Below are 20,283 nucleotides of genomic sequence, written 5' to 3'. Positions count from 1 at the left end.
CGCCACTGAGGCGGGCCGTACACCGCGACGAGCGGTCGCCGGGCACAGCGTCGGCGACCTCCGTCGTATCCGCACGTCCTTTTCCCACTGTCCGCCCCGCCGCTCCCCGGCCCGTTCGCGCCGCAGCGGATGCGGCGGTCCCCGGTGTCCGACGCATGATCAGGTGATGAGAAGTAGGCACGGGACGTCCCGCAGACCTATTTCTCATCACCTGATCATGGGAACGGTAAGCCAGGTACAGGGTGGGGCGGCGGTGGTGGGCCGCCGCCCCGGGCCTGGAACTAGTTGGTCAGCGGGCCGCTCGGTCGGCCAGCAGCCGCCGTGGGTTCCAGCGCAGCAGGCGATACCGGGTCCGCCCGCTGAGCGCCACCATGCGCCCGGACCGGTCCGCCACGGCGGTACGCCAGCGCAGCAGCACCGACGGCGGCAGCACGGCGGCGAGCAGGCGGGTCCGTCGGTCCGCCCGCGCGGTGAGGGCGCCACGGATCGCGCGCAGCGCCGGCAGCAACTGCTCACCGGTCAACGGATCCCGCGCGTAGCGGGCCCGCTCCTCCGCCCGCCCGAGCAGCCGCGCCGCTCCGATCGCCGCCGAGTCGTCGTCGAGGGCGTCCCGGACCAGCCGATCCGCGGTCGCCCTGGGCGTCTCGGTCGGATCGACCCGGACCCGGAAGTCGACAAGCGTGTCGAGCAGCTCCGCCCAGGCGGCATGCGCGTCCGCGCGGGCCCGGTTGGCGTCCGCACCGACCACCACCGGTCGCGTCCCCGGCTCGCCGCTGTCGTCGACGCTGGCGGGAACCGTCGCCGCGGTCGCCGCTCGGCCACCCCGACGGCGGCGCAGCGCCATCCGGCGCAGAGCGGGCACCGCGAGGAGTGCCAGCAGGGCGAACAGACCCGCCGCCCACCAGGGCCAGACCGGGGGCTGCTCGTTCGGCGTCGTCCCGCCGAGGGCCAGCCCCTCGTCGGTGTCCCGGTCGGCGTTGTCCGGCCCGGCCGGCCCGGTCGACGCCTCCGGGCCCGTCGGGGTGTCCGTGACGCCGCTGCCCGGGGTGGTCGGCTCCGGCGCGTCCGTGTCCGGTGCCCAGGCCGACCTGGTGGAGCCGGGCACCCCGTACGCCGGGGTGGCGTCGAACGGCACCCAACCGGCCCCGTCGAAGTAGACCTCGGTCCAGGCGTGCAGGTTGAGGTTGGTCAGCGTGAACGTGTCGCCGTCGCGATTGCTGCCGTTGGTGAACCCGAACGCCACCCGGGCCGGGATGCCGGCCGAGCGGACCAGCCAGGCCATCGCGGCGGCGTACTGCTGGCAGTAGCCGACCTTGTTGGTCAGGAAGTTGACGATGTCCTGACCGCTGCTGCCGCTCTCGGTGCTCAACCGGTACTTGAACCCGTTGTCCGCCGAGAAGTGCTGGTAGATGGCCAGCACCCGGTCATAGTCCGTGCGCTTGCCCTGGACGAGCGCCTTGACCAGCTCCTCCACCTCGGGCACCGCACCCGGGGTGGCGGTCATCTGTCGGCGTACCGGGTGGTCGGTCGGCAGTGACGGGGCGGCCCGCAACGCGGCGGGCGTGAAGGTCGAGCGGACGTAGTCGAAGGAGTACTTCCGGCCCCGGGAGTTTTCCCGGTTGGAGAAGACGACCTGCTGGTTGCTGTCGTAGAGCCAGTTGCCGCTGAGGTCCTCGGTGCGGGTCGGCTCGGCGTAGACCGGCATCAGCGACATGCTCAGGCTCTTGGTGACCTCGACGGTCGCCCGGTAGGAGGTCTGCTGCACGCCGCGGCCGGCACGGTCGGCGGGGTTCGGCAGATCCCGGTTGACCGGCCGGCCGCTGGGGCTGCGCGCCTGGAAGCCACTGGGGCGCAGCTCGTCGGCGACGGCATAGCGCAGGTAGAACGGGTCCGGCTCGGATGTGGTCACCTTGACCAGGTCGGCCACCTGGGACTGATTGAGTTGGCCGGCGAGCGAGGCGAACAGGTCGATCCGACCCGACGTGCCGCCCGATCCGGCCCCGTTGCCGGTGCCGTTGCCCGGCCCGCGGCTGAGGGAGTCGAGCAGCCCGCCGGTCATGCCGGGCACCGCCAGCGGCAGCACGACCGCCAACGCCACCCCGACCGCCGCGAGCCGCCGGCCGGCGGACGCCAGCGGGGAGGCCTCCCACACGTCGACGTCGCGGCCGTCCCCGGTGAACCGGCGCCCGAAGCGGCGTACCCGGTCGACGTTGTCGGTGACCAGCAGCCAGAGGTAACCGGCGGCGCCCACCACGAACGGGACCGCGGGGACGCTGTCCACGTAGACGGCGACCGGCACCGAGTAGATGGCGAGCATCGGCAGCCCCGCCAGCGCCGGCCGGCGCAGCCCGACGGCCAGGACGTCCACCAGCACGGCGACCCCACCGACGCCGAGCACGGCGATGAACAGCAGCGGGTCGGTGTCCGGGACCTCCACCCCGTACGAGCGCATGTCCTGCATGGAGCCGGCGAGCAGATCACCGAAGTACGCGAACGTGCCCGGCGTGGGCACGATCGCGAGCAGCTCCCTGCCGCTGGGGAACAACCAGGTCAGAGCGAACATCAGGCCGGCCAGCATGCCCAGCACCTGACCCCACAGTGGCGCCCGGGCGAGTCGGGTCAACGCGGCCACCCCGGCCACCACGGCGACCGCGATGATGGACTCGATCAACCACGTCCAGCTCTGGAAGATGGCCGACAGTGGCGCGGCGGCCAGCAGCGTGGCGGCGGCCGCCACCACGCCGATGTTCCGACTGCTGATCATGAGGGGAGCCTTCCGTTCATCGCACACCGCCGGCGACGGTCTCGGCCAGCGCGGCACGCAGGGCGAAACCCTGGGAGCCCCGGCCGGCCTGCGGCCACAGCGCCGGGAGTCGGGCGCCGTGGTCGACGCCGACCACCCGCCAGCCGCTCTGCAGCATGGCGAGGACGGCGGCGGCGTGTGCGTGCTCGGCCTCGGCCCGGGCCTTCTCCGGCAGGCTGAGCCAGGTGGAGCTGTTCAGCAGGAAGCCGACGCAGGTGGCGCCGTTGCCCCGCAGCCCGGCCAGCAGCTCCGCCTCGGCCACGCTCACGGTGCCGAACAGGCCGATGATCAAACCGCCGTCGGCGCGCTGGCGGACCCGCTGCACGAGACCGGTGACCTCGGCGCGCTGATCCAGCCGGACCTCCGCGAGGTGGTCGAGCAGCGCCCCGTCACCGCCGGCCTCGGAGGCGTCCACGTCTGCCCCCGAGCCGGTGACCAGGCGCAACTTGTAGCCGGCCTGCCGCAGGTGCACGGCGATGCTCGCGGCGGCCGAGACGGACCACTCGAAACTGGCCGTTGGCCCCTCGCCGCGGTGGCCGTACGCCCGGGTGTCCAGGACGACGGTGGCCCGGCTCTCCCACGGCTGCTCCTCGCGGCGCACCATCAGCTCGCCGGTGCGCGCGGTGGACTTCCAGTGCACCCGGCGCAGGTCGTCGCCGCGCCGGTACTCCCGGGTCGCCGCGTCGTCCTCGCCGTGCACCGCCACCGAGCGGGCCCGGCTGTCGCCGCTGCCCGCGTACTCCCCGGGGAGCCGGACCGACGGCAGCGGGTTGACCTGCGGGATGACCGTCAGGTGGTCGGTGCTGGGGAAGGACCGGGTGAGCTCGCAGAGGCCGAACGGATCGGTCATCCGGACGACCAGCGGGCCCACGTCGTAGCGGCCCCGCACGTCGGCCCGCACGGTGTACGCCACGGAACTGGCCTGGTGTGCGCCGAGCCGCTCCAACACCACTCGGGGTCGGCTGCCCAGCGCGTAGGGCAGCCGGTCCTCCAGGAGCAGGGTGCCGGTCGGCAGCCGGGAGAGGTTCTGTAGGCGCAGCACCACGCGGGAGTTCGCGCCGACCGGAACCCGGTGCGGGTCCAGGGAACGGTTGCAGGCCAGCTTGTAGCGGCTCCGCCCCACGTAGGCGGCGGCCAGCAACGGCAGGATGGCCAACAGCACAGCCACCCGGAGCAGGTCCTTCTCGCCGAGGATGCCGGCCGAGATCGCCGCCGCGACCGCAGCGGCGAGGAAGGAGCGCCCGCGGGTGGTCAGCCCGCGTAGCCCGGCACGCACGTCATGGCCTCCGCGGCTCGTAGGGGGCGCGACCGTTGCCGGTGGCGGGCCGGGTGTCGTACGGGTTGCGCTGCCGGTCGTGTGGCAGCGGCAGGCGGTGCACCAACTCGGAGACGATCGCGTCGGTGGTGCGTCGGGCGAGCTGCGCGTCGGCGGTCGGGATGATCCGGTGTGCGAGCACCGGCACCGCCAGGGCCTGCAGGTCGTCGGGGAGGACGTAGTCGCGGCCCTCCAGCGCGGCGACCGCGCGGGCGGTGCGCAGCAACTGCAGGGTCGCCCGGGGGGACGCGCCGAGCCGCAGGTCGGGGGCCTCGCGGGTGGCGGTGACCAGGTCGATTGCGTACTGCTTGACCGCGTCCGCGACGTGCACCTGCCGGACGGTGGCGATCAGCTGCCGGACGATGGCCGCGTCGGAGACCGCGCGCAGCTCGTGCAGCGGGTCGGTGGCGCCGTGTCCGTCGAGCATGGCCAGCTCGGCGTTGGAGTCCGGGTAGCCCATCGCGATGCGGGCGGTGAACCGGTCGCGCTGCGCCTCCGGCAGCGGATAGGTCCCCTCCATCTCGATCGGGTTCTGCGTGGCGATCACCATGAAGGGGGTCTGGAGCTGGTAGGTCACCCCGTCGACGGTGACCTGTCGTTCCTCCATGCACTCCAGCAACGCCGACTGGGTCTTCGGCGAGGCCCGGTTGATCTCGTCGCCGACCACCAGGTTGGCGAACACGGCACCGGGGCGGAACTCGAAGTCGTGCGTCTCCTGGTTGTAGACGCTGACCCCGGTGACGTCGCTGGGCAGCAGGTCGGGGGTGAACTGGATCCGTCGTACGGTGCAGTCGATCGACCGCGCCAGGGCCTTGGCAAGCTTGGTCTTGCCGACACCTGGGACGTCTTCGATCAGGAGGTGGCCCTCGGCGAGCAGGACGGCCAGGGCGAGCCGCACGGTGGCGGTCTTACCCTCGATGACCTGCTCGATGTTGGCCACGATGGCCTCGCTGGCGGCGCGGAACTCGTCGTGCGGCAACAGGCCGCCCACCTCGTCCCAGGTCTGTTGTGTCACGGGCCTCCTCCTCGTCGCCGTCACGGCAGCTCTGTAAAGAGCACCTGGACCCGCCGTTGGGTTCGCGACGTCGAGCCTCGTTTGCCGCAGGAATCTCACTGGTCTCTCAGGCTAACCATGTTTGTCGTTATCGCCGACCCCCGCAGGTAGTCCGTCGGTTACGCACCGATATTCGCCATCTCGGGGGAACGGGTACGACCCGCCCCCGGCGGCCGGCACGCCAAATCGTGGGCGAGGTACACTGCGGGCATGGCCGGAGTCTTCCTGCTTCTTACCGGGCCGTGCTGATGCGCTGAACGCAGCGACAGCACGGCGGCCCCTCCTGCGCGAGGGGCTTTTTTGTGCCCGCCGCCGGCCCGGCCCGGCGGCGCCGAGACGAAGCGAAGCGAAGCGAGGAGAGACGATGAGTGAGGCAGCCGCACCGGCGGGCGACATCCCCCCGTTCCGGTACACCGCAGCCCTGGCCGACGAGATCGAGATTCGTTGGCAGGACATCTGGGCGCGCGAGGGCACCTTCCACGCACCGAACCCGACCGGCCCGTTGGCCGACCCGACCCACCCGCGCGCCGGCGCGGAGAAGCTGTACGTGCTGGACATGTTCCCGTACCCCTCCGGCGCCGGCCTGCACGTCGGCCACCCGCTGGGCTACATCGGCACCGACTGCTACGCCCGCTACCAGCGGATGGCCGGTCGCAACGTGCTGCACGCGATGGGCTTCGACGCGTTCGGCCTGCCCGCCGAGCAGTACGCGGTGCAGACCGGGACGCACCCCCGGACGACGACCGAGCAGAACATCGAGCGGTACAAGGCGCAGCTGCGCCGGCTGGGGTTGGCGCACGACGAGCGTCGTTCGGTGGCCACCATCGACACCGACTTCTACCGCTGGACCCAGTGGATCTTCCTGCAGATCTTCAACTCCTGGTACGACCGCGATGCCGGCCGGGCCCGTCCGGTCGCCGAGCTGATCGCCGAGTTCGAGGGCGGTAACCGGCCGACCCCGGACGGCCGCGCCTGGGCGGAGCTGAGCGTCGCCGAGCGCCGTCAGGTCGTCGACGACCACCGACTGGCGTACGTCTCACAGGCGCCGGTGAACTGGTGCCCGGGGCTGGGCACCGTGCTGGCCAACGAGGAGGTCACCGCCGACGGCCGTTCCGAGCGGGGCAACTTCCCGGTCTTCAAGCGCAACCTGAAGCAGTGGATGATGCGGATCACCGCGTACGGTGACCGGCTGCTGGACGACCTGGACAGCCTGGACTGGCCCGAGCCGATCAAGCTGCAGCAGCGCAACTGGATCGGTCGCTCCACCGGCGCGCACATCGACTTCCCGACGTCCGCGGCGCCGGTGCGGGTGTTCACGACCCGACCGGACACCGTCTTCGGGGCCACCTACATGGTGCTGGCGCCCGAGCACGAGTTGGTCGACACGCTGGCGCCGGCCGCCTGGCCGGACGGGACGCGGGACGCCTGGACCGGCGGGCACGCCAGCCCCCGGGAGGCCGTCGAGGCGTACCGCAAGGCCGCGGCCGCCAAGACCGACGTCGAGCGGCAGGCCGACACCAAGGAGAAGACCGGCGTCTTCATCGGCGCGTACGCCACCAACCCGGTCACCGGTGGCCAGATCCCGATCTTCATCGCCGACTACGTGCTGGCCGGCTACGGCACCGGCGCGATCATGGCGGTGCCGGCGCAGGACGAGCGGGACTGGGCGTTCGCCGAGGTCTTCGAGCTGCCCATCGTGCGTACCGTGCAGCCGGCGGAGGGCTTCGACGGCAAGGCGTACACCGGGGACGGCCCGGCCATCAACAGCGCCGCGCCCGAGCGCGGCCTGGACCTGAACGGCCTGGGGGTGGCCGACGCCAAGGCGGCGATCATCGCCTGGCTGGAGGCGAACGGGCACGGGACCGGCGCGGTGACCTACCGGCTGCGCGACTGGCTGTTCTCCCGGCAGCGGTACTGGGGCGAGCCGTTCCCGATCGTCTACGACGAGACCGGTGCGGCCATCGCGCTGCCCGAGGAGATGCTGCCGGTCGAGCTGCCGGAGGTGGACGACTTCTCCCCGAAGACGTTCGACGCCGACGACGCGAACAGCAACCCGGAGACCCCGCTGTCGCGGCGGCGCGACTGGGTCGAGGTCGAGCTGGACCTGGGTGACGGGCCGAAGCGCTACACCCGGGAGACCAACGTGATGCCGCAGTGGGCCGGCTCCTGCTGGTACGAGCTGCGGTACCTGGACCCGGCCAACAGCGAGCGGTTCGTCGACGCGGAGAACGAGCGGTACTGGATGGGCCCGCGCGGCGAGGGTGACTGCGGGGGCACCGACCTGTACGTCGGTGGCGCCGAGCACGCCGTGCTGCACCTGCTGTACGCGCGGTTCTGGCACAAGGTGCTGTTCGACCTGGGGCACGTGTCGTCGTTCGAGCCGTTCCGCAAGCTGTTCAACCAGGGCATGATCCAGGCGTACGCGTACACCGACTCGCGCGGCAGCTACGTGCAGGCCGAGGAGGTCATCGAGCGCGACGGCGCCTACTACCTGGGCGATCTGGCGGTCAACCGCGAGTACGGCAAGATGGGCAAGTCGCTGAAGAACGTGGTGACCCCCGACGACATGTGTGCCGCCTACGGCGCGGACACCTTCCGGGTGTACGAGATGTCGATGGGCCCGCTGGAGGTGTCCCGCCCCTGGGAGACCCGGGCCGTGGTCGGCTCGTACCGGTTCCTGCAGCGGGTCTGGCGGGCCGTCGTCGACGAGCAGACCGGCGCGCTGCGCGTCACCGAGGACCCGGCCGACGAGGTGACCCGCCGGCTGCTGCACAAGGTGATCGACGGGGTTCGTGCCGACATGGACGCCATCCGCTTCAACACCGCGATCGCCAAGCTGATCCAGCTGACCAACGGGCTGACCGGGCTGTCGGCCACGCCCCGGGAGGTGGCCGAGCCGCTGGTGCTGATGGTGGCGCCGTTCGCCCCGCACCTGGCCGAGGAGCTGTGGCGCAAGCTGGGCCACGACACCTCGCTGACGTACGCGGACTTCCCGACCGCCGACCCGGCGCTGCTGGTGGCCGACACGGTGACCTACCCGGTGCAGGTCAACGGGAAGGTCCGTGGCCGCATCGAGGTCGCCGCCGACGCCTCCGAGGAGACCGTCCGCGCGGCGGCCCTGGACGCGGTGTCCGCGACCCTGGCCGGCAAGGAACCCCGCAAGGTCATCGTGGTCGCAGGACGAATGGTCTCGGTCGTCGCCTGACGCGCCCGCCGCTGCCCCGTCGATCATGGAGTTGTGGTGCCCGGGTCAACCGGGTTCGGGAGATTCGTCCCCCAGCACTTCTCCATGATCGACGCGGCGGGGCGGGATTAGACCGGCATCGTGGTGCGGCGGCGTTCGGCGCGCCACCAGCGGTAGACCAGGACGACGCTGGCGATCAGGCCGAGGCTGGCCGGGGCGGCGGCGTACCAGTTGACGTGGCCGGGGGAGCTGGCCGCCGCGCCAATCGCCGCGTAGCCGAAGGCGGTCGGCGCGGACGCGATCACGCTGCCGGCCAGGAACGGCAACACTCGTGCGCCGGTCGTGCCGTAGCCGTAGCTGACCAGCCCGAAGCCGGCGATCGGCAACAGTCGGACGGTGACCACACCGAGTACGCTCTGCCGGGCGAACCAGCCGTCGAGGCGGGCCAGACGACCACGGACCCGTTCGGCCACGAACTCCCGACCGAGCAGCCGGCCGACCGTGAACCCGATCGCCGCGGCCACCAGTGCGGCGCCCAGGGCGTACCCGGCACCCTCCAGCGGGCCGAAGATCGCGCCCGCGGCGAGCGTGATGAACGTCCGGGGCACCAGCGCGACCAGCAGCAGGGCGCCGCCGAGGATCGCCGCCACCGGGGCGAGGTCGCCCAGCCGGTCGGCCAGCAGTGGCAGCTGGCCCGGATCCGGCCGGGGCACCAGGAGCAGCAGTAACCCGCAACCGCCGATCAGCAGCACGAGCAGGGTGAACCGGACGGCCGACGGCTGCCGGAGCAGCCGCCGGACGGCGCGGATCATGCCCGGGCGGCGGCCACTGCGGAGCGGCGCTCGTTGCGGAGCCGGTCCGACCAGGTGTCGTCCAGTGGCGGGAGCTGGTGTGCTCCGGTGGCCCAGCGCAGCAGCAGGTCGGCCAGGGCCGGGTTGCGGGCCAGTGCCGGACCGTGCGAGTAGGTGCCCAGCAGCTTGCCGCGCCAGGCGCCCTCGGTGGCGCCGTCGTTGCCCACCCCGGCGGTGACCCGGGCCAGCGGGGAGACTTCCGGGCCGAGGTGGGTGCGGCCGCCGTGGTTCTCGAAGCCGGTCAGCGGGGGCAGGCCCAGCCGGGGGTCGATCTCACCGGCCAGCTCGCCCACGGCCCGGCTCGGGCCCCGGTCGGACTGGAGGTCGAGCAGCTCCAGCCCCCGGCACTGCACACCCTTGGCGAAGAACGAGGTGCCGAGTAGTTGGTAGCCGGCGCAGACGCCGAACACCACCGAGCCCTGGGCGACCGCCCGGTGCAGGCCGCCGTCCGCGATCAGCCGCTGCGCGCCCAGCGCCTGCGGGCCGTCCTCGCCGCCACCGACCAGGTAGATGTCGGCGGTCGCGGGCAGCCGCTCGTCCGAGCGGACCTCCAGCACCTCGACCGGCATCCCGCGTTGGCGGGCCCGGCGGGCGAGGATCAGGGCGTTGCCCCGGTCTCCGTAGGTGGAGAGCAGGTCGGGGTAGATCCAGACGATGCGCAGGCTCTCAGATGACACGGTCCAACTCCGCTCGGATGTCCTGGAACGCGGTGTAGTTCGCGATGACCTCCAGCCGCCCGGGCGGGACCGACCGGATGGCGTCGTCGAACGTGCGGACGTGCTGGAACGGCACGTCGTTGACGTCCAGCCGAACCGCCAGGTCGTATGCCCGGTCGCCGGTGATCAACACCTGCCGGCCGCGGAGCGGGGAGAAGTCGACGTCGAAGAGCCAGGAGGTGTCCAGACCATCGGGGTCGCGCGCGTTGATGGAGAGCAGGGTCGGCGCGTCGTCGGCCATGTCGAACGCCTCCAGCCAACTGGCCGGGTTCTTGGCCAGCAGCAGCCGGATGTTGCGCCCCTCCTTGTCGACCTGCGCGTAACGGCCGGCCACCGAGGTGACGATGCCGAGGCGGGACACCGCGTCGACCGGGCGGACGCCGAACTCGGCGGCCACCGCCAGCGCGGTCGCCGCGTTGCCGAGATTGACCTTGCCGGGCAACTGGAGGGAGACCTTGTGCCAGGCGCCGGTCGGGTCGAGTACGCCCTCGTCCTCGACGACCCACTGCGGCTCCGGTCGGCGCAGCGGGCAGCCGGTGCACCACCACTGCTCGCCGGAGCGCTGGATGGTGGAGCCGCACTCCGGGCAGACCCAGGAGTCGTCGTGCCAGCGCTGGCCGGCGCTGAACCACGTCACGTGCGGCGGTCTGATGCCCCGGGCGGGGTCGCCCGGCGGGGTGGCGGCCCACACCACCATCGGGTCGTCGGCGTTGGCCACCACGCGGACGTCGGTGTGCCGGACCAGCGCCGCGCGCCAGAGCTGCGCCATCATGGCGACCTCCTTGGCCCGGTCGAGCTGATCGCGGGAGAGGTTCAGCAGCGCGACCACGTGCGGCTCGGTCGCCTCCAGCACCTGGGCGAGATAGTGCTCGTCGACCTCCAGCACCGCGTACGGGGTGCTGCCGGCCTTGGCCAGCGCCGAGGTGTGCCCGCTGGGCATGTTGGCGCCGAACGAGTTGGTGGCGACCCGGCCGAGCACGCCGACCGCGGCGGAGGTCAACCGGGTGGTGGTCGTCTTGCCGTTGGTGCCGGAGACGAGCGCGATCGCACGCCCGGCCGACAGGTGGGCCAGCAGGTCCGGGTCGATCTTCAGGCCGATCCACCCGCCGATCACCGAACCGTCGCCACGGCCGGCCGCCCGGGAGAGCGCCGCGGCGGTCCGTGACACGGAGCTGGCCACCTTGGCCCGTAGGGGCATTTTCGCGTCCGTCACGCGAGCGAGGTTACCGGACCGCCCGCCCCACCAGATCGCCGCCGACGGTGAACCGTTCGGCCGTGGTGGCGGCGCGGGCGGCCGGGTCGGCCTCCCCCGGACGGAGTCGATCTATGTCGGAAAGCGGACCACGCCGAGGGGCGGCCACCGCCCTCCACTCCGCTCCACCCCCTGTGACGTGCGGTTTTGCCCCCGGATCAGGCGCGCCACGCGGGCGAATCTGGTTGCGGGTGGAGGGAAGTGGAGTAGAGTGGGGACCAATGGTGAGGCCGGGAGGGCTCACCGGCCCGGGGGGTCAGCGGCGCCGCGAACGCCGCTCAAGGGCGAGGGGGTTGGGCCGATGTTTCTCGGCACCCACACTCCGCGCCTGGACGAAAAGGGCCGGTTGATCCTTCCGGCCAAGTTTCGGGATGAGCTGGCGGGGGGTGTCGTGGTCACCAAAGGGCAGGAGCGCTGCCTCTACGTCTTCCCGACCCCTGAGTTCCAGCGGATCGCGGAGCAGTTGCGCGCGCAGCCGATGACGCACAAGGCGGCCCGGGCCTACAGCCGGGTCTTCTTCGCCAGCGCGCACGACGAGGTTCCGGACAAGCAGGGTCGGGTGACCATTCCTGCCCACCTGCGGGCGTACGCCGCACTGGATCGCGAGTTGGTGGTGATCGGCGCGAGCACGCGGGTGGAGATCTGGGACAAGGTCGCCTGGGAGACCTACCTCGCCGAGAGCGAAGACGACTTCGCCGACATCGAGGAGGGGGTGCTGCCCGGCGGTCTGTAGGGCGGGACGGCGCCCGACGTACTGCGAGATCTCCAGCCGCTTTCGAGTTCCTGGCATCACTTCCCCGGTGCCAGGCGCACGATCCATTCATCGGGCGACGGTCCGGTGTCAGGCGGGAGCGGATGGGGATCTGGCGGTACGACGGCAGCGCCGTCCGACGACAGGCGCACGAGAAGAACGGACGTTTCAACCAGTGGGGGTCGACATGGGGGAGTTGCGCGGCACGCACGTGCCGGTGCTGCTCGAGCGGTGTCTCGAGCTGCTGGCCCCCGCGCTGGGTCGAGGCGGCCGGACGGTCTACGTCGACGCGACGCTCGGCCTGGCCGGGCACGCGGAGGCGGTGCTCGAGGCGCATCCGGAGACGGTCCTGATCGGGCTCGACCGGGACACCGAGGCGCTCGCCCACGCGCGGGTCCGACTGGCCCGGTTCGCCGATCGGGTGCATCTGGAGCACGCCGTCTACGACGAGCTGCCGGACGTACTGGACCGGCTGGGCTATCCGGGCATCGACGGCATCCTGTTCGACCTGGGTGTCTCGTCGTTGCAGTTGGACGCGCCCGACCGCGGGTTCGCGTACGCCCAGGACGCGCCGCTGGACATGCGGATGGACCAGACCCGGGGGGTGACCGCCGAAGAGGTGGTCAACACCTACGCGCATCCGGACCTGGCCCGGGTGCTGCGGGTCTACGGCGAGGAGAAGTTCGCCGGCCGGATCGCCTCGGCGATCATCCGGCAGCGGGAACGGGCCCGAATCACCTCGTCCGCGCTCTTGGCGGAGCTGGTCCGGGACTCCATTCCGGCACCAGCCCGACGAACGGGTGGGCACCCGGCAAAGAGAACGTTTCAGGCTTTACGGATCGAGGTAAACAGAGAGCTGGCAGCGCTGGAGACAGCGTTGCCATCCGCACTCGACGCACTGACCGTGGGCGGTCGCATGGTGGTCCTGTCCTACCACTCGCTGGAGGACAGGCTCACCAAGGCGGCCCTCGCGGACCGGGTCCGCAGTAAGGGCCCGATCGACCTCCCGGTCGAGCTTCCCGGGTCCGGTCCGACGTTCCGGCTGCTCAGCCGGGGCGCCGAACTGCCCGGGGAGGCGGAGGTCGCCGCGAACCCGCGGGCCGCCTCGGTGCGGCTGCGGGCCGCGGAGCGACTCGATCCATACGCGACAGAGCAGGGGCGGACCGACCGCGAACGGTCTCGCCGACGGGTGAAGGGAATGCACCAACCGGGCACGGGGTCCGCCTGATCCGTGGGGGATCAGGGGCACCGGGACGGCAGAGGGACGGACGTTGAGGGGGAGGGACATGAGCATTGACAAGCGCGACCGCCGGGACGTCACCGGCGGCGGGCAGCGCGCACCGCGGTCGGGGGGCCGGATCGCGGCGGAGCGGGCTCCGCGCCAGGGAAACGGTACGCCACGCATCGATCGAGTGAACCGGCAGGGGGAGGCTCGCGCCCGGGGGGCGCGCGAGTTCCCCACGCAGGGCACCGCTGCGCTGCGCCCGGTCGAGAAGGCCACCAGCGCGGCCAGCGCCCGTCCGCCCCGGCTGCGGGTGGCACCGCCGCCGCCGGTGTCGGTGCCGCGTGCGCCGTTCGCGGCGCTGATCGTGGTGCTGGTGGTCGGCGGGGTGCTGGGCATCCTGGCGGTCAACACCAAGATCAATGAGAATGCGTTCCGGCTGCAGCGGTTGCAGCAGCAGCAGGCTCGACTGGACCTGGAGAAGCAGCAGCTGGACAAGCAGATCGCCGAGGCCAAGGCGCCGGGCAACCTGACCGCCGCGGCGCGGCGGCTGGGCCTGGTCGACGCGGGTGAGCCGGGCTACATCCGGCTGCCGGACGGCAAGACCCTCGAGGTGCCGCAGCCGGCGACCGGCCAGCCGTCGGTGACCAGCCAGGGTGCGGGAGGCTGACCGGTGCCACCAAGGTCGGACGAGCCGCGCCGGGACCCCACGGGGTCCCGGCGCGGTTCTTCGCGTGATGCCGGCCCCGCCGATGGCGAGCCGCGCACCGGCGAGCCGGGTATCGGGGGCATCTCCGGCGCGCGGGCGTACACCCCGAGGGGTCGGACCGTCCGCGAGGAGCGCGGCACGCCGGCGCGCAGCGGGGGGGCCGAGCAGCGGCGTACCCCGCGCAGCACCCGCTCCGGTGACCCGTTCCGGCCGGCGTTGCAGGTGCTCGACGGCGGCCGGGCCGCCGCCCGGGCCGGCCGGCGCGACGCGCCGGCCGCCGGCCGCGGTCAGGTGGTGCGCACCGTCGCGCCGCGTACCCCCCGTGGACCGGTCGGGGACGAGCCGCCGCCGCGTCGCCGGACCACGCCGCGCGCACCGCGTCGCGGCGACCGCCCGGCGGCCCGGCGGCCGTCCCGCAAGCCCCGACGCCCGCCGAAGCTGGCCGACTCGCGCCTGCGCTTGCGGCTGGGCACGGTGCTCGCCCTGGCGCTGTTCGCCGTCATCGGGATTCGACTGATCTTCCTCCAGGCGGTCGACGTGCCAGCGTACGCCGGGGGCGGCGTCACCGACCGGCTCCGCACGGTCGAGCTGCCGGCACCGCGTGGCGCGATCTACGACAGCACCGGCGCGCCGCTGGCCCGCAGCGTCGAGGCGCGCTACGTGTACGCCGACCCGACCGAGGTGAAGGACCCGGCGGGCACCGCGAAGGCCCTCTCCCCGCTGCTCGGCATCCCGGTGTCGAAGTTGATGGAGTTGATGAAGCCGCGCAAGCTGGAGGGCGGCAACGAGTCCACGTTCGCCTACCTGGCCCGGGGCGTGGAGATCCCGACCGCCAAGCGGGTGCAGGCGCTGGAGCTGCCGGGCATCGGGGTGCACCGCGACGAGCGCCGCGAGGTGCCCGGCGGTGACCTGGCCGCCAACCTGATCGGCTTCACCAGCCAGGACATGGACGGTTTGGAAGGGTTGGAGGCCCGCTACGACGACCTGCTTGCCGGTCAGGACGGCAAGCGGGTGTACGAGGCTGGCCTCGGCGACCTCGCGGCACCGATCCCGGGTGGCTACAGCCGGACCACTCCCGCGAAGCCGGGCAGCTCGCTCGGCCTCACCGTCAACTCCGACCTGCAGTTCCGGACGCAGCAGATCCTCAGCGCGGGGATGGCCCAGGTGCGGGGCGGCACCGGTGCGGCCGTGATCATGGAGATTCCCTCCGGCGCGGTGCTGGCCCAGGCCAGCAACCCCACGTACGACGCGGCGAAGCCGTTTCCCAGCGACCCGGTCGCCCGGGAGGACGCGGCGACCAGCTTCGTGGTCGACCCCGGCTCGGTGCACAAGGCGATCACCTACGGCGCCGCGCTACAGGAGGGGGTGATCACCCCGGACACCACGTTCCCCGTCGCCAACGCCATCAAGAAGGGCGACACCTGGTTTCCCGACACGCACCCGGCGGACGGCAAGCGGATGAGTATCCCGGGCATGCTCGCCTACTCGTCGAACGTCGGTGCCATCACCGTCGCCGACCGGCTCGGCCGGGACCGGTTGATCGACTACCAGAAGCGGTTCGGGCTGGGCAAGCCCACCGGCGAGGGGATGCCCGGGGAGGCCAGCGGACGACTGCTGCCGGCCGAGGAGTGGAGCGAGTCGTCGGAGGGGTCGGTGCCGATCGGGCACAGCGTCGACGCCACACCGCTGCAGATGACCGCCGCGTTCGCCGCCATCGCCAACAACGGCACCTACGTGCAGCCACACCTGGTCAAGGAGGTGATCGGCCCGGACGGCAAGCGCACCCCGGCGCCGGCCCCGGTGACCCGGTCGGTGCTCAGTCCGCAGAACGCGGCGGCCCTGCGCACCATGCTGGAGGCGGTCACCACGGTCGACCACGCCACCGGCCTGACCGCCGCGGTCCCCAACTACCGGGTCGCCGGCAAGACCGGCACCGGGTGGCGGTTGGTGAATGGCAAGAAGCAGCCCGGCGAGGTGTCCTCCTTCATCGGCATGGCCCCCGCCGAGAACCCCCGGTTCGTGATCGCCGTCTTCGTGTACGACCCCAACGACCGGGGCGCGACGATCGCCGGGCCGGCGTTCCGGGACATGATGCAGTTCACTCTGCGTCACTACCGGGTGCCGCCGTCCGCCGGTGGTTCCGCGCCCAAGTTCGTGGTCTATCCGCGCTGAGCAGCGATGGCGGGACATCATCGGTGAGTGCCGACGAACCACCGGGGCGGCTGTGCGGCCGGAACCGGACGACCGGGTAGGGTCTGACGCCGTGCCCGGCAATCCACGTCCACGTACCGTGACCGGAGTCCGGCTCGGTGATCTCGCCGTCCGGCTCGCCGTCGATCTTCCGGCGGACGCCGCCGCGGTGGTTGTCTCCGGGGCCACCCACGCCAGCCAGGAGATTCGCCCCGGCGACCTGTACGCGGCGCTGCCGGGCGCCCGTCGGCACGGCGCGGAGTTCGCCGTCGGCGCCGCCGAGGCGGGTGCCGTGGCCCTGCTGACCGATCCGGCGGGTGCGGAGCTGGCGGCGGCGAGCGGCCTGCCCGCCCTGGTGGTGCCCGACCCGCGCGCGGTGCTCGGCGAGCTGGCCTCGGCCGTGTACGGCGACCCGACCGCCGACCTCACCGTCATCGGGGTGACCGGCACCGCCGGCAAGACGTCCACCGCTTACCTGGTCGAGTCGGGGCTGCGGGCCGCCGGGCACACCACCGGGCTGATCGGCACCGTGGAGACCCGGCTCGGTGATCTGGTGGTCGACAGTGTGCGCACCACCCCCGAGGCGACCGACCTGCACGCCATGCTGGCCACCGCCCGCGAGCGGGGGGTCACCGCCGTGGTCATGGAGGTCTCCAGCCACGCGCTGGCCATGGGTCGGGTGGGCGGGGTGCGGTTCGCCGTCGGCGGGTACACCAACTTCGGCTCCGACCACCTGGACTTCCACGCCGACAGCGACGACTACTTCGCCGCGAAGGCCCAGCTCTTTGACGGGCGCTGCGCGGTCGAGGTGCTCAACCACGACGACCCGGCGCTGAAGCCGCTGCTCAAGCCGACCACGGTCACCTACTCGGCGGCCGGCGACCAGGGCGCCACCTGGTGGGCCGACGGGGTGGGTGGCGAGGGGTACGCCCAGCGGTTCACCGCGCACGGCCCGAACGGCGTGGCCCTGCCCGCCGGTGTCGCGCTGCCCGGCCGGCACAACGTGGCCAACGCGCTGCTGGCCATCGCCGCACTGGTCGGCGCCGGGGTGGACCCGGCGACCGCGGCGGCCGGTGTGGCCGCCTGCGGTGGTGTGCCGGGCCGGCTGCAGCTGGTCGACGTGGCCGCGCCGGTGCGCGGGGTGGTCGACTACGCGCACAAGTCGGACGCGATCGTGGCCGCGCTGGCCGCACTGCGCGAGCTGAGCGCCGGCCGGCTGATCTGTGTGATCGGGGCCGGTGGCGACCGGGACCGGGGCAAGCGGCCGGTGATGGGCGCCGCCGCGGCGCAGGGAGCCGACGTGGTGTTGGTGACCGACGACAACCCGCGTACCGAGGACCCGGGGGAGATTCGCGCCGAGGTGCTCGCCGGGGCGTACCGGGCCGACACGGGCGCTCGGATCATCGAGGTGGCGGGCCGCCGCGCGGCGATCGACGAGGCGGTTCGGCTGGCCGAGCCGGGTGACGTGATCGCGCTGCTCGGCAAGGGGCACGAGCGGGGCCAGGAGGTGGCGGGCGAGGTGTTTCCGTTCGACGACAGCATCGAGTTGGCCGACGCGCTGCGGGCCCGTTTCGGGGACCTGGCGGGTCAGCGGTGATCGCGCTGAGCCTGGCCGAGGTGGCCGCGGCCGTCGACGGGCGGCTAGTGGCCGCCGACCCGGCCGTCACCGTCACCGGTTCGGTGGAGTTCGACTCGCGCAAGGTGGGGCCCGGTTCGCTCTTCGTGGCCTTTCCGGGGGAGAAGGTCGACGGGCACGACTACGCGGTGCGGGCGATCGAGTCCGGCGCGGTGGCGGTGCTGGGCAGCCGTGAGGTGCCCGGGGTGCCGATGGTGCTGGTCGACGACGCCCTGACCGCGATGGGCCGGCTGGCCCGCGCCGCGGTGGACCGGCTGCCCGACCTGACCGTGATCGGTGTGACCGGCTCGTCCGGCAAGACCACCACGAAGGACCTGATCGGTCAGCTCACCGCCCGACTCGGAGCCACGGTGGCGCCGCCGGGCTCGTTCAACAACGAGCTGGGGCACCCGTACACCGCCCTGCAGGCCGGTCCGGACACCCGGTACCTGGTGATGGAGAAGGGCGCGCGTGGGGTCGGTCACGTGCGGTACCTGACCGAGCTGGTGCCACCCCGGATCTCCGTGGTGCTCAACGTCGGCACCTCGCACATCGGCGAGTTCGGTTCGCAGGACACCATCGCCCTGGCCAAGGGCGAGCTGGTCGAGGCGCTGCCACCGGACGGGCTGGCCGTACTGAACGCCGACGACCCACGGGTGGACGCGATGGCGAGCCGTACCGAGGCCCGGGTGGTCCGCTACGGCGAGGCGCCCGCCGCCGACGTACGCGCCGAGGACGTCACGCTCGACGAGCGGGGCCATCCGTCGTACACCCTGGTCACCCCGGAGGGGCGCGCGCCGGTGCGGCTCCGGCTGGCCGGCCGGCACCAGGTCTGGAACACGCTGGCCGCGGCGGCGGTCGCCCGGGAGCTGGGCATGCCGCTGGCCGAGCTGGCCACCGCCCTCGGCGAGTTGGGGCTGGTTTCGACCCGCCGGATGGACGTCTTCGACCGTCCCGACGGGGTGACCGTGATCGACGACTCGTACAACGCCAACCCGGCCTCGATGGCGGTAGCGGTGCGGGCGCTGGCCAGCATGGGCCAGGGGCGGCGTACCGTCGCGGTGCTTGGTTACATGGCCGAGCTGGGCCCGTTCGAGTACGACGGCCACGCCGAGGTCGGCCAACTCGCGGCCGAGCTGGGTGTCGACCGGCTGCTCGTGGTGGGCGAGCCGGCCGCGCCGATCCACGAAGGCGCGACAGCGGTAGCGAACTGGGGAGGAGAGTCGGTGCTGCTCACCGATCAGGCGGCGGCCATCGAGGTGCTGCGGAGCGAACTACGACCGGGTGACGTCGTCCTGGTCAAGGGCTCCCGGTACCGGACCTGGGAGGTGGCCGACGCCCTGCGCGCCGACGCCGCCGAGGAGTCGACCCGATGAGGGCGGTGATCGTCGCCGTCGGGGTGGCCTTCCTCGTCTCGCTGTTCTGCACCCCCATCGCCATCAAGGTCTTCACCCGACTCAAGGCCGGTCAGCCGATCCGGTCCGACGGCCCCGCCATGCACCAGGGCAAGAAGGGCACGCCCACGATGGGCGGCGTGGTCTTCATCCTGGCCACGGTGATCGCGTACGTGGCCGGACACCTGGCCCTGACCACCCTGCCGGACCTGCAGATCGCGCAGGTGGAGCCGACCATCACCGCGTTGGTGCTGCTGGGGCTGATGGTCTTCTCCGGCGCGGTGGGTTTCCTCGACGACTTCCTCAAGGTGCGCAAGCGCAACAGCGCCGGTCTGAACAAGCGCGGCAAGCTGCTCGGCCAGATCCTGGTCGGCGCGGTCTTCGGCGTGGTCGCGCTGTACTTCCCGAGCACGATGACCGACAGTACGGGCCGGGCGACCAACACCGAGACGGTGGGCAGCACCACGCTGAGCTTCATCCGGGACATCGACGCCCTGGAGGTCAGCAAGGTCGGCGCGGTGATCATCTTCATCTTCGTGGTGATGGCCGCGACGAACGGCGTCAACCTCACCGACGGCCTGGACGGGCTGGCCACCGGCGCGTCGGTGATGGTGCTCGCCGCGTACGCGCTCATCGCGTTCTGGCAGTACCGGCACTGGTGCGCGGACCCGAGCTACACCCAGCCGTACTGCTACTCGGTGCGCGACCCGTTGGAGATCGCACTGATCGCCGGAGCGGCGGCCGGGGCCTGTGTGGGCTTCCTGTGGTGGAACACGTCCCCGGCGCGGATCTTCATGGGTGACACCGGTGCGCTGGGGTTGGGCGGTCTGATCGCCGGCATGGCGATGTCCACCCGCACCATCCTGCTGCTGCCGATCATCGGTGGGCTCTTCGTGATCATCACGATGTCCGTGGTGATCCAGATCATCTCCTTCAAGACCACCGGCAAACGGGTGTTCCGGATGTCCCCACTACAGCACCACTTCGAGTTGGCCGGCTGGAGTGAGGTCAACATCGTGGTGCGCTTCTGGATCATCGCTGGCATCGGCGTGGCCATCGCCCTGGGCCTGTTCTACAGCGAGTTCCTCGCCAACATGACCTGATCCGCGGGGCCGACACGCCCGAGGGGGCGTTCTGGGGGTGCCGGGCGTGTTCAGCGGTGATGATGTCGGGGTGGGGGAGGACATCGGCACTGAGGGCAGAGCGGGCGGCCGGGCGCGGCGGCCG

Annotated in this window: 13 protein-coding genes and 1 pseudogene; 8 read left to right on the top strand and 6 right to left on the bottom strand. The window is 72.2% G+C overall.

Annotated elements, in window-relative coordinates:
• Nucleotides 1-289: 289 nt before the first annotated feature.
• The 3 genes from ACIBF8_RS12090 to ACIBF8_RS12080 are packed head-to-tail and all read right to left on the bottom strand — an operon-like array spanning nucleotide 290 to nucleotide 5,133.
• Nucleotides 290-2,764 (bottom strand): DUF3488 and DUF4129 domain-containing transglutaminase family protein, encoded by a 2,475-nt coding sequence (locus ACIBF8_RS12090; RefSeq protein WP_396782669.1) that lies wholly within the window; start codon nucleotides 2,762-2,764, stop codon nucleotides 290-292.
• A 16-nt stretch (nucleotides 2,765-2,780) separates the two neighbouring features.
• Entirely contained in the window at nucleotides 2,781-4,079 is a 1,299-nt protein-coding gene (locus tag ACIBF8_RS12085) for a DUF58 domain-containing protein (protein WP_396782668.1), read from the bottom strand.
• A 1-nt stretch (nucleotide 4,080) separates the two neighbouring features.
• Nucleotides 4,081-5,133: a MoxR family ATPase gene (locus ACIBF8_RS12080; RefSeq protein WP_030334536.1), complete on the bottom strand. Its 1,053-nt coding sequence runs from the start codon at nucleotides 5,131-5,133 to the stop codon at nucleotides 4,081-4,083.
• A 403-nt stretch (nucleotides 5,134-5,536) separates the two neighbouring features.
• On the opposite strand from ACIBF8_RS12080, the gene leuS reads away from it, so the two are divergent.
• Nucleotides 5,537-8,377, top strand: coding sequence for a leucine--tRNA ligase (leuS, locus tag ACIBF8_RS12075; RefSeq protein WP_396782666.1), 2,841 nt, complete (start codon nucleotides 5,537-5,539; stop codon nucleotides 8,375-8,377).
• Between the two features lie 107 nt (nucleotides 8,378-8,484).
• Here the strand turns inward: leuS and ACIBF8_RS12070 are convergent, their stop codons facing one another.
• The 3 genes from ACIBF8_RS12070 to ACIBF8_RS12060 are packed head-to-tail and all read right to left on the bottom strand — an operon-like array spanning nucleotide 8,485 to nucleotide 11,121.
• The gene (locus ACIBF8_RS12070; protein WP_396782665.1) at nucleotides 8,485-9,168 is read right to left on the bottom strand and encodes a TVP38/TMEM64 family protein; all 684 of its coding nucleotides are present in this window, start codon (nucleotides 9,166-9,168) and stop codon (nucleotides 8,485-8,487) included.
• Nucleotides 9,165-9,884 (bottom strand): type 1 glutamine amidotransferase, encoded by a 720-nt coding sequence (locus ACIBF8_RS12065; RefSeq protein WP_396782663.1) that lies wholly within the window; start codon nucleotides 9,882-9,884, stop codon nucleotides 9,165-9,167. The genes ACIBF8_RS12070 and ACIBF8_RS12065 overlap by 4 nt, the downstream gene beginning before the upstream one ends.
• The gene (locus ACIBF8_RS12060; protein WP_396783100.1) at nucleotides 9,874-11,121 is read right to left on the bottom strand and encodes a MurT ligase domain-containing protein; all 1,248 of its coding nucleotides are present in this window, start codon (nucleotides 11,119-11,121) and stop codon (nucleotides 9,874-9,876) included. The genes ACIBF8_RS12065 and ACIBF8_RS12060 overlap by 11 nt, the downstream gene beginning before the upstream one ends.
• A 355-nt stretch (nucleotides 11,122-11,476) precedes the next feature.
• On the opposite strand from ACIBF8_RS12060, the gene mraZ reads away from it, so the two are divergent.
• From mraZ to mraY, 7 genes and pseudogenes are all read left to right on the top strand, one after another.
• Nucleotides 11,477-11,908 carry a division/cell wall cluster transcriptional repressor MraZ gene (gene mraZ / locus ACIBF8_RS12055; RefSeq protein ID WP_030488958.1) on the top strand — a complete coding sequence of 144 codons (432 nt, stop codon included), beginning with the start codon at nucleotides 11,477-11,479 and terminating at the stop codon, nucleotides 11,906-11,908.
• 205 nt (nucleotides 11,909-12,113) lie between these two features.
• Nucleotides 12,114-13,223, top strand: a pseudogene (rsmH, locus tag ACIBF8_RS12050) (16S rRNA (cytosine(1402)-N(4))-methyltransferase RsmH).
• Nucleotides 13,213-13,818 (top strand): hypothetical protein, encoded by a 606-nt coding sequence (locus ACIBF8_RS12045; RefSeq protein ID WP_396782662.1) that lies wholly within the window; start codon nucleotides 13,213-13,215, stop codon nucleotides 13,816-13,818. The pseudogene rsmH and the gene ACIBF8_RS12045 overlap by 11 nt, the downstream one beginning before the upstream one ends.
• 3 nt (nucleotides 13,819-13,821) lie before the next feature.
• The gene (locus tag ACIBF8_RS12040; RefSeq protein ID WP_396782660.1) at nucleotides 13,822-16,029 is read left to right on the top strand and encodes a peptidoglycan D,D-transpeptidase FtsI family protein; all 2,208 of its coding nucleotides are present in this window, start codon (nucleotides 13,822-13,824) and stop codon (nucleotides 16,027-16,029) included.
• 52 nt (nucleotides 16,030-16,081) lie between these two features.
• Nucleotides 16,082-17,644 (top strand): UDP-N-acetylmuramoyl-L-alanyl-D-glutamate--2,6-diaminopimelate ligase, encoded by a 1,563-nt coding sequence (locus ACIBF8_RS12035; RefSeq protein WP_396782658.1) that lies wholly within the window; start codon nucleotides 16,082-16,084, stop codon nucleotides 17,642-17,644.
• Nucleotides 17,641-19,038: a UDP-N-acetylmuramoyl-tripeptide--D-alanyl-D-alanine ligase gene (murF, locus tag ACIBF8_RS12030; protein ID WP_396782657.1), complete on the top strand. Its 1,398-nt coding sequence runs from the start codon at nucleotides 17,641-17,643 to the stop codon at nucleotides 19,036-19,038. Before ACIBF8_RS12035 ends, murF begins: the two co-directional genes overlap by 4 nt.
• Nucleotides 19,035-20,159, top strand: a complete 1,125-nt coding sequence (gene mraY, locus ACIBF8_RS12025; protein WP_396782656.1) for a phospho-N-acetylmuramoyl-pentapeptide-transferase — start codon at nucleotides 19,035-19,037, stop codon at nucleotides 20,157-20,159. The genes murF and mraY overlap by 4 nt, the downstream gene beginning before the upstream one ends.
• Nucleotides 20,160-20,283 lie beyond the last annotated feature (124 nt).

The sequence above is a fragment of the Micromonospora sp. NPDC050276 genome (genome assembly GCF_044459545.1).
Lineage (GTDB): Bacteria > Actinomycetota > Actinomycetes > Mycobacteriales > Micromonosporaceae > Micromonospora.
The sequence above is the reverse complement of the archived record's forward strand: the minus strand, read 5'-3'. Positions and strand labels throughout refer to the sequence as shown.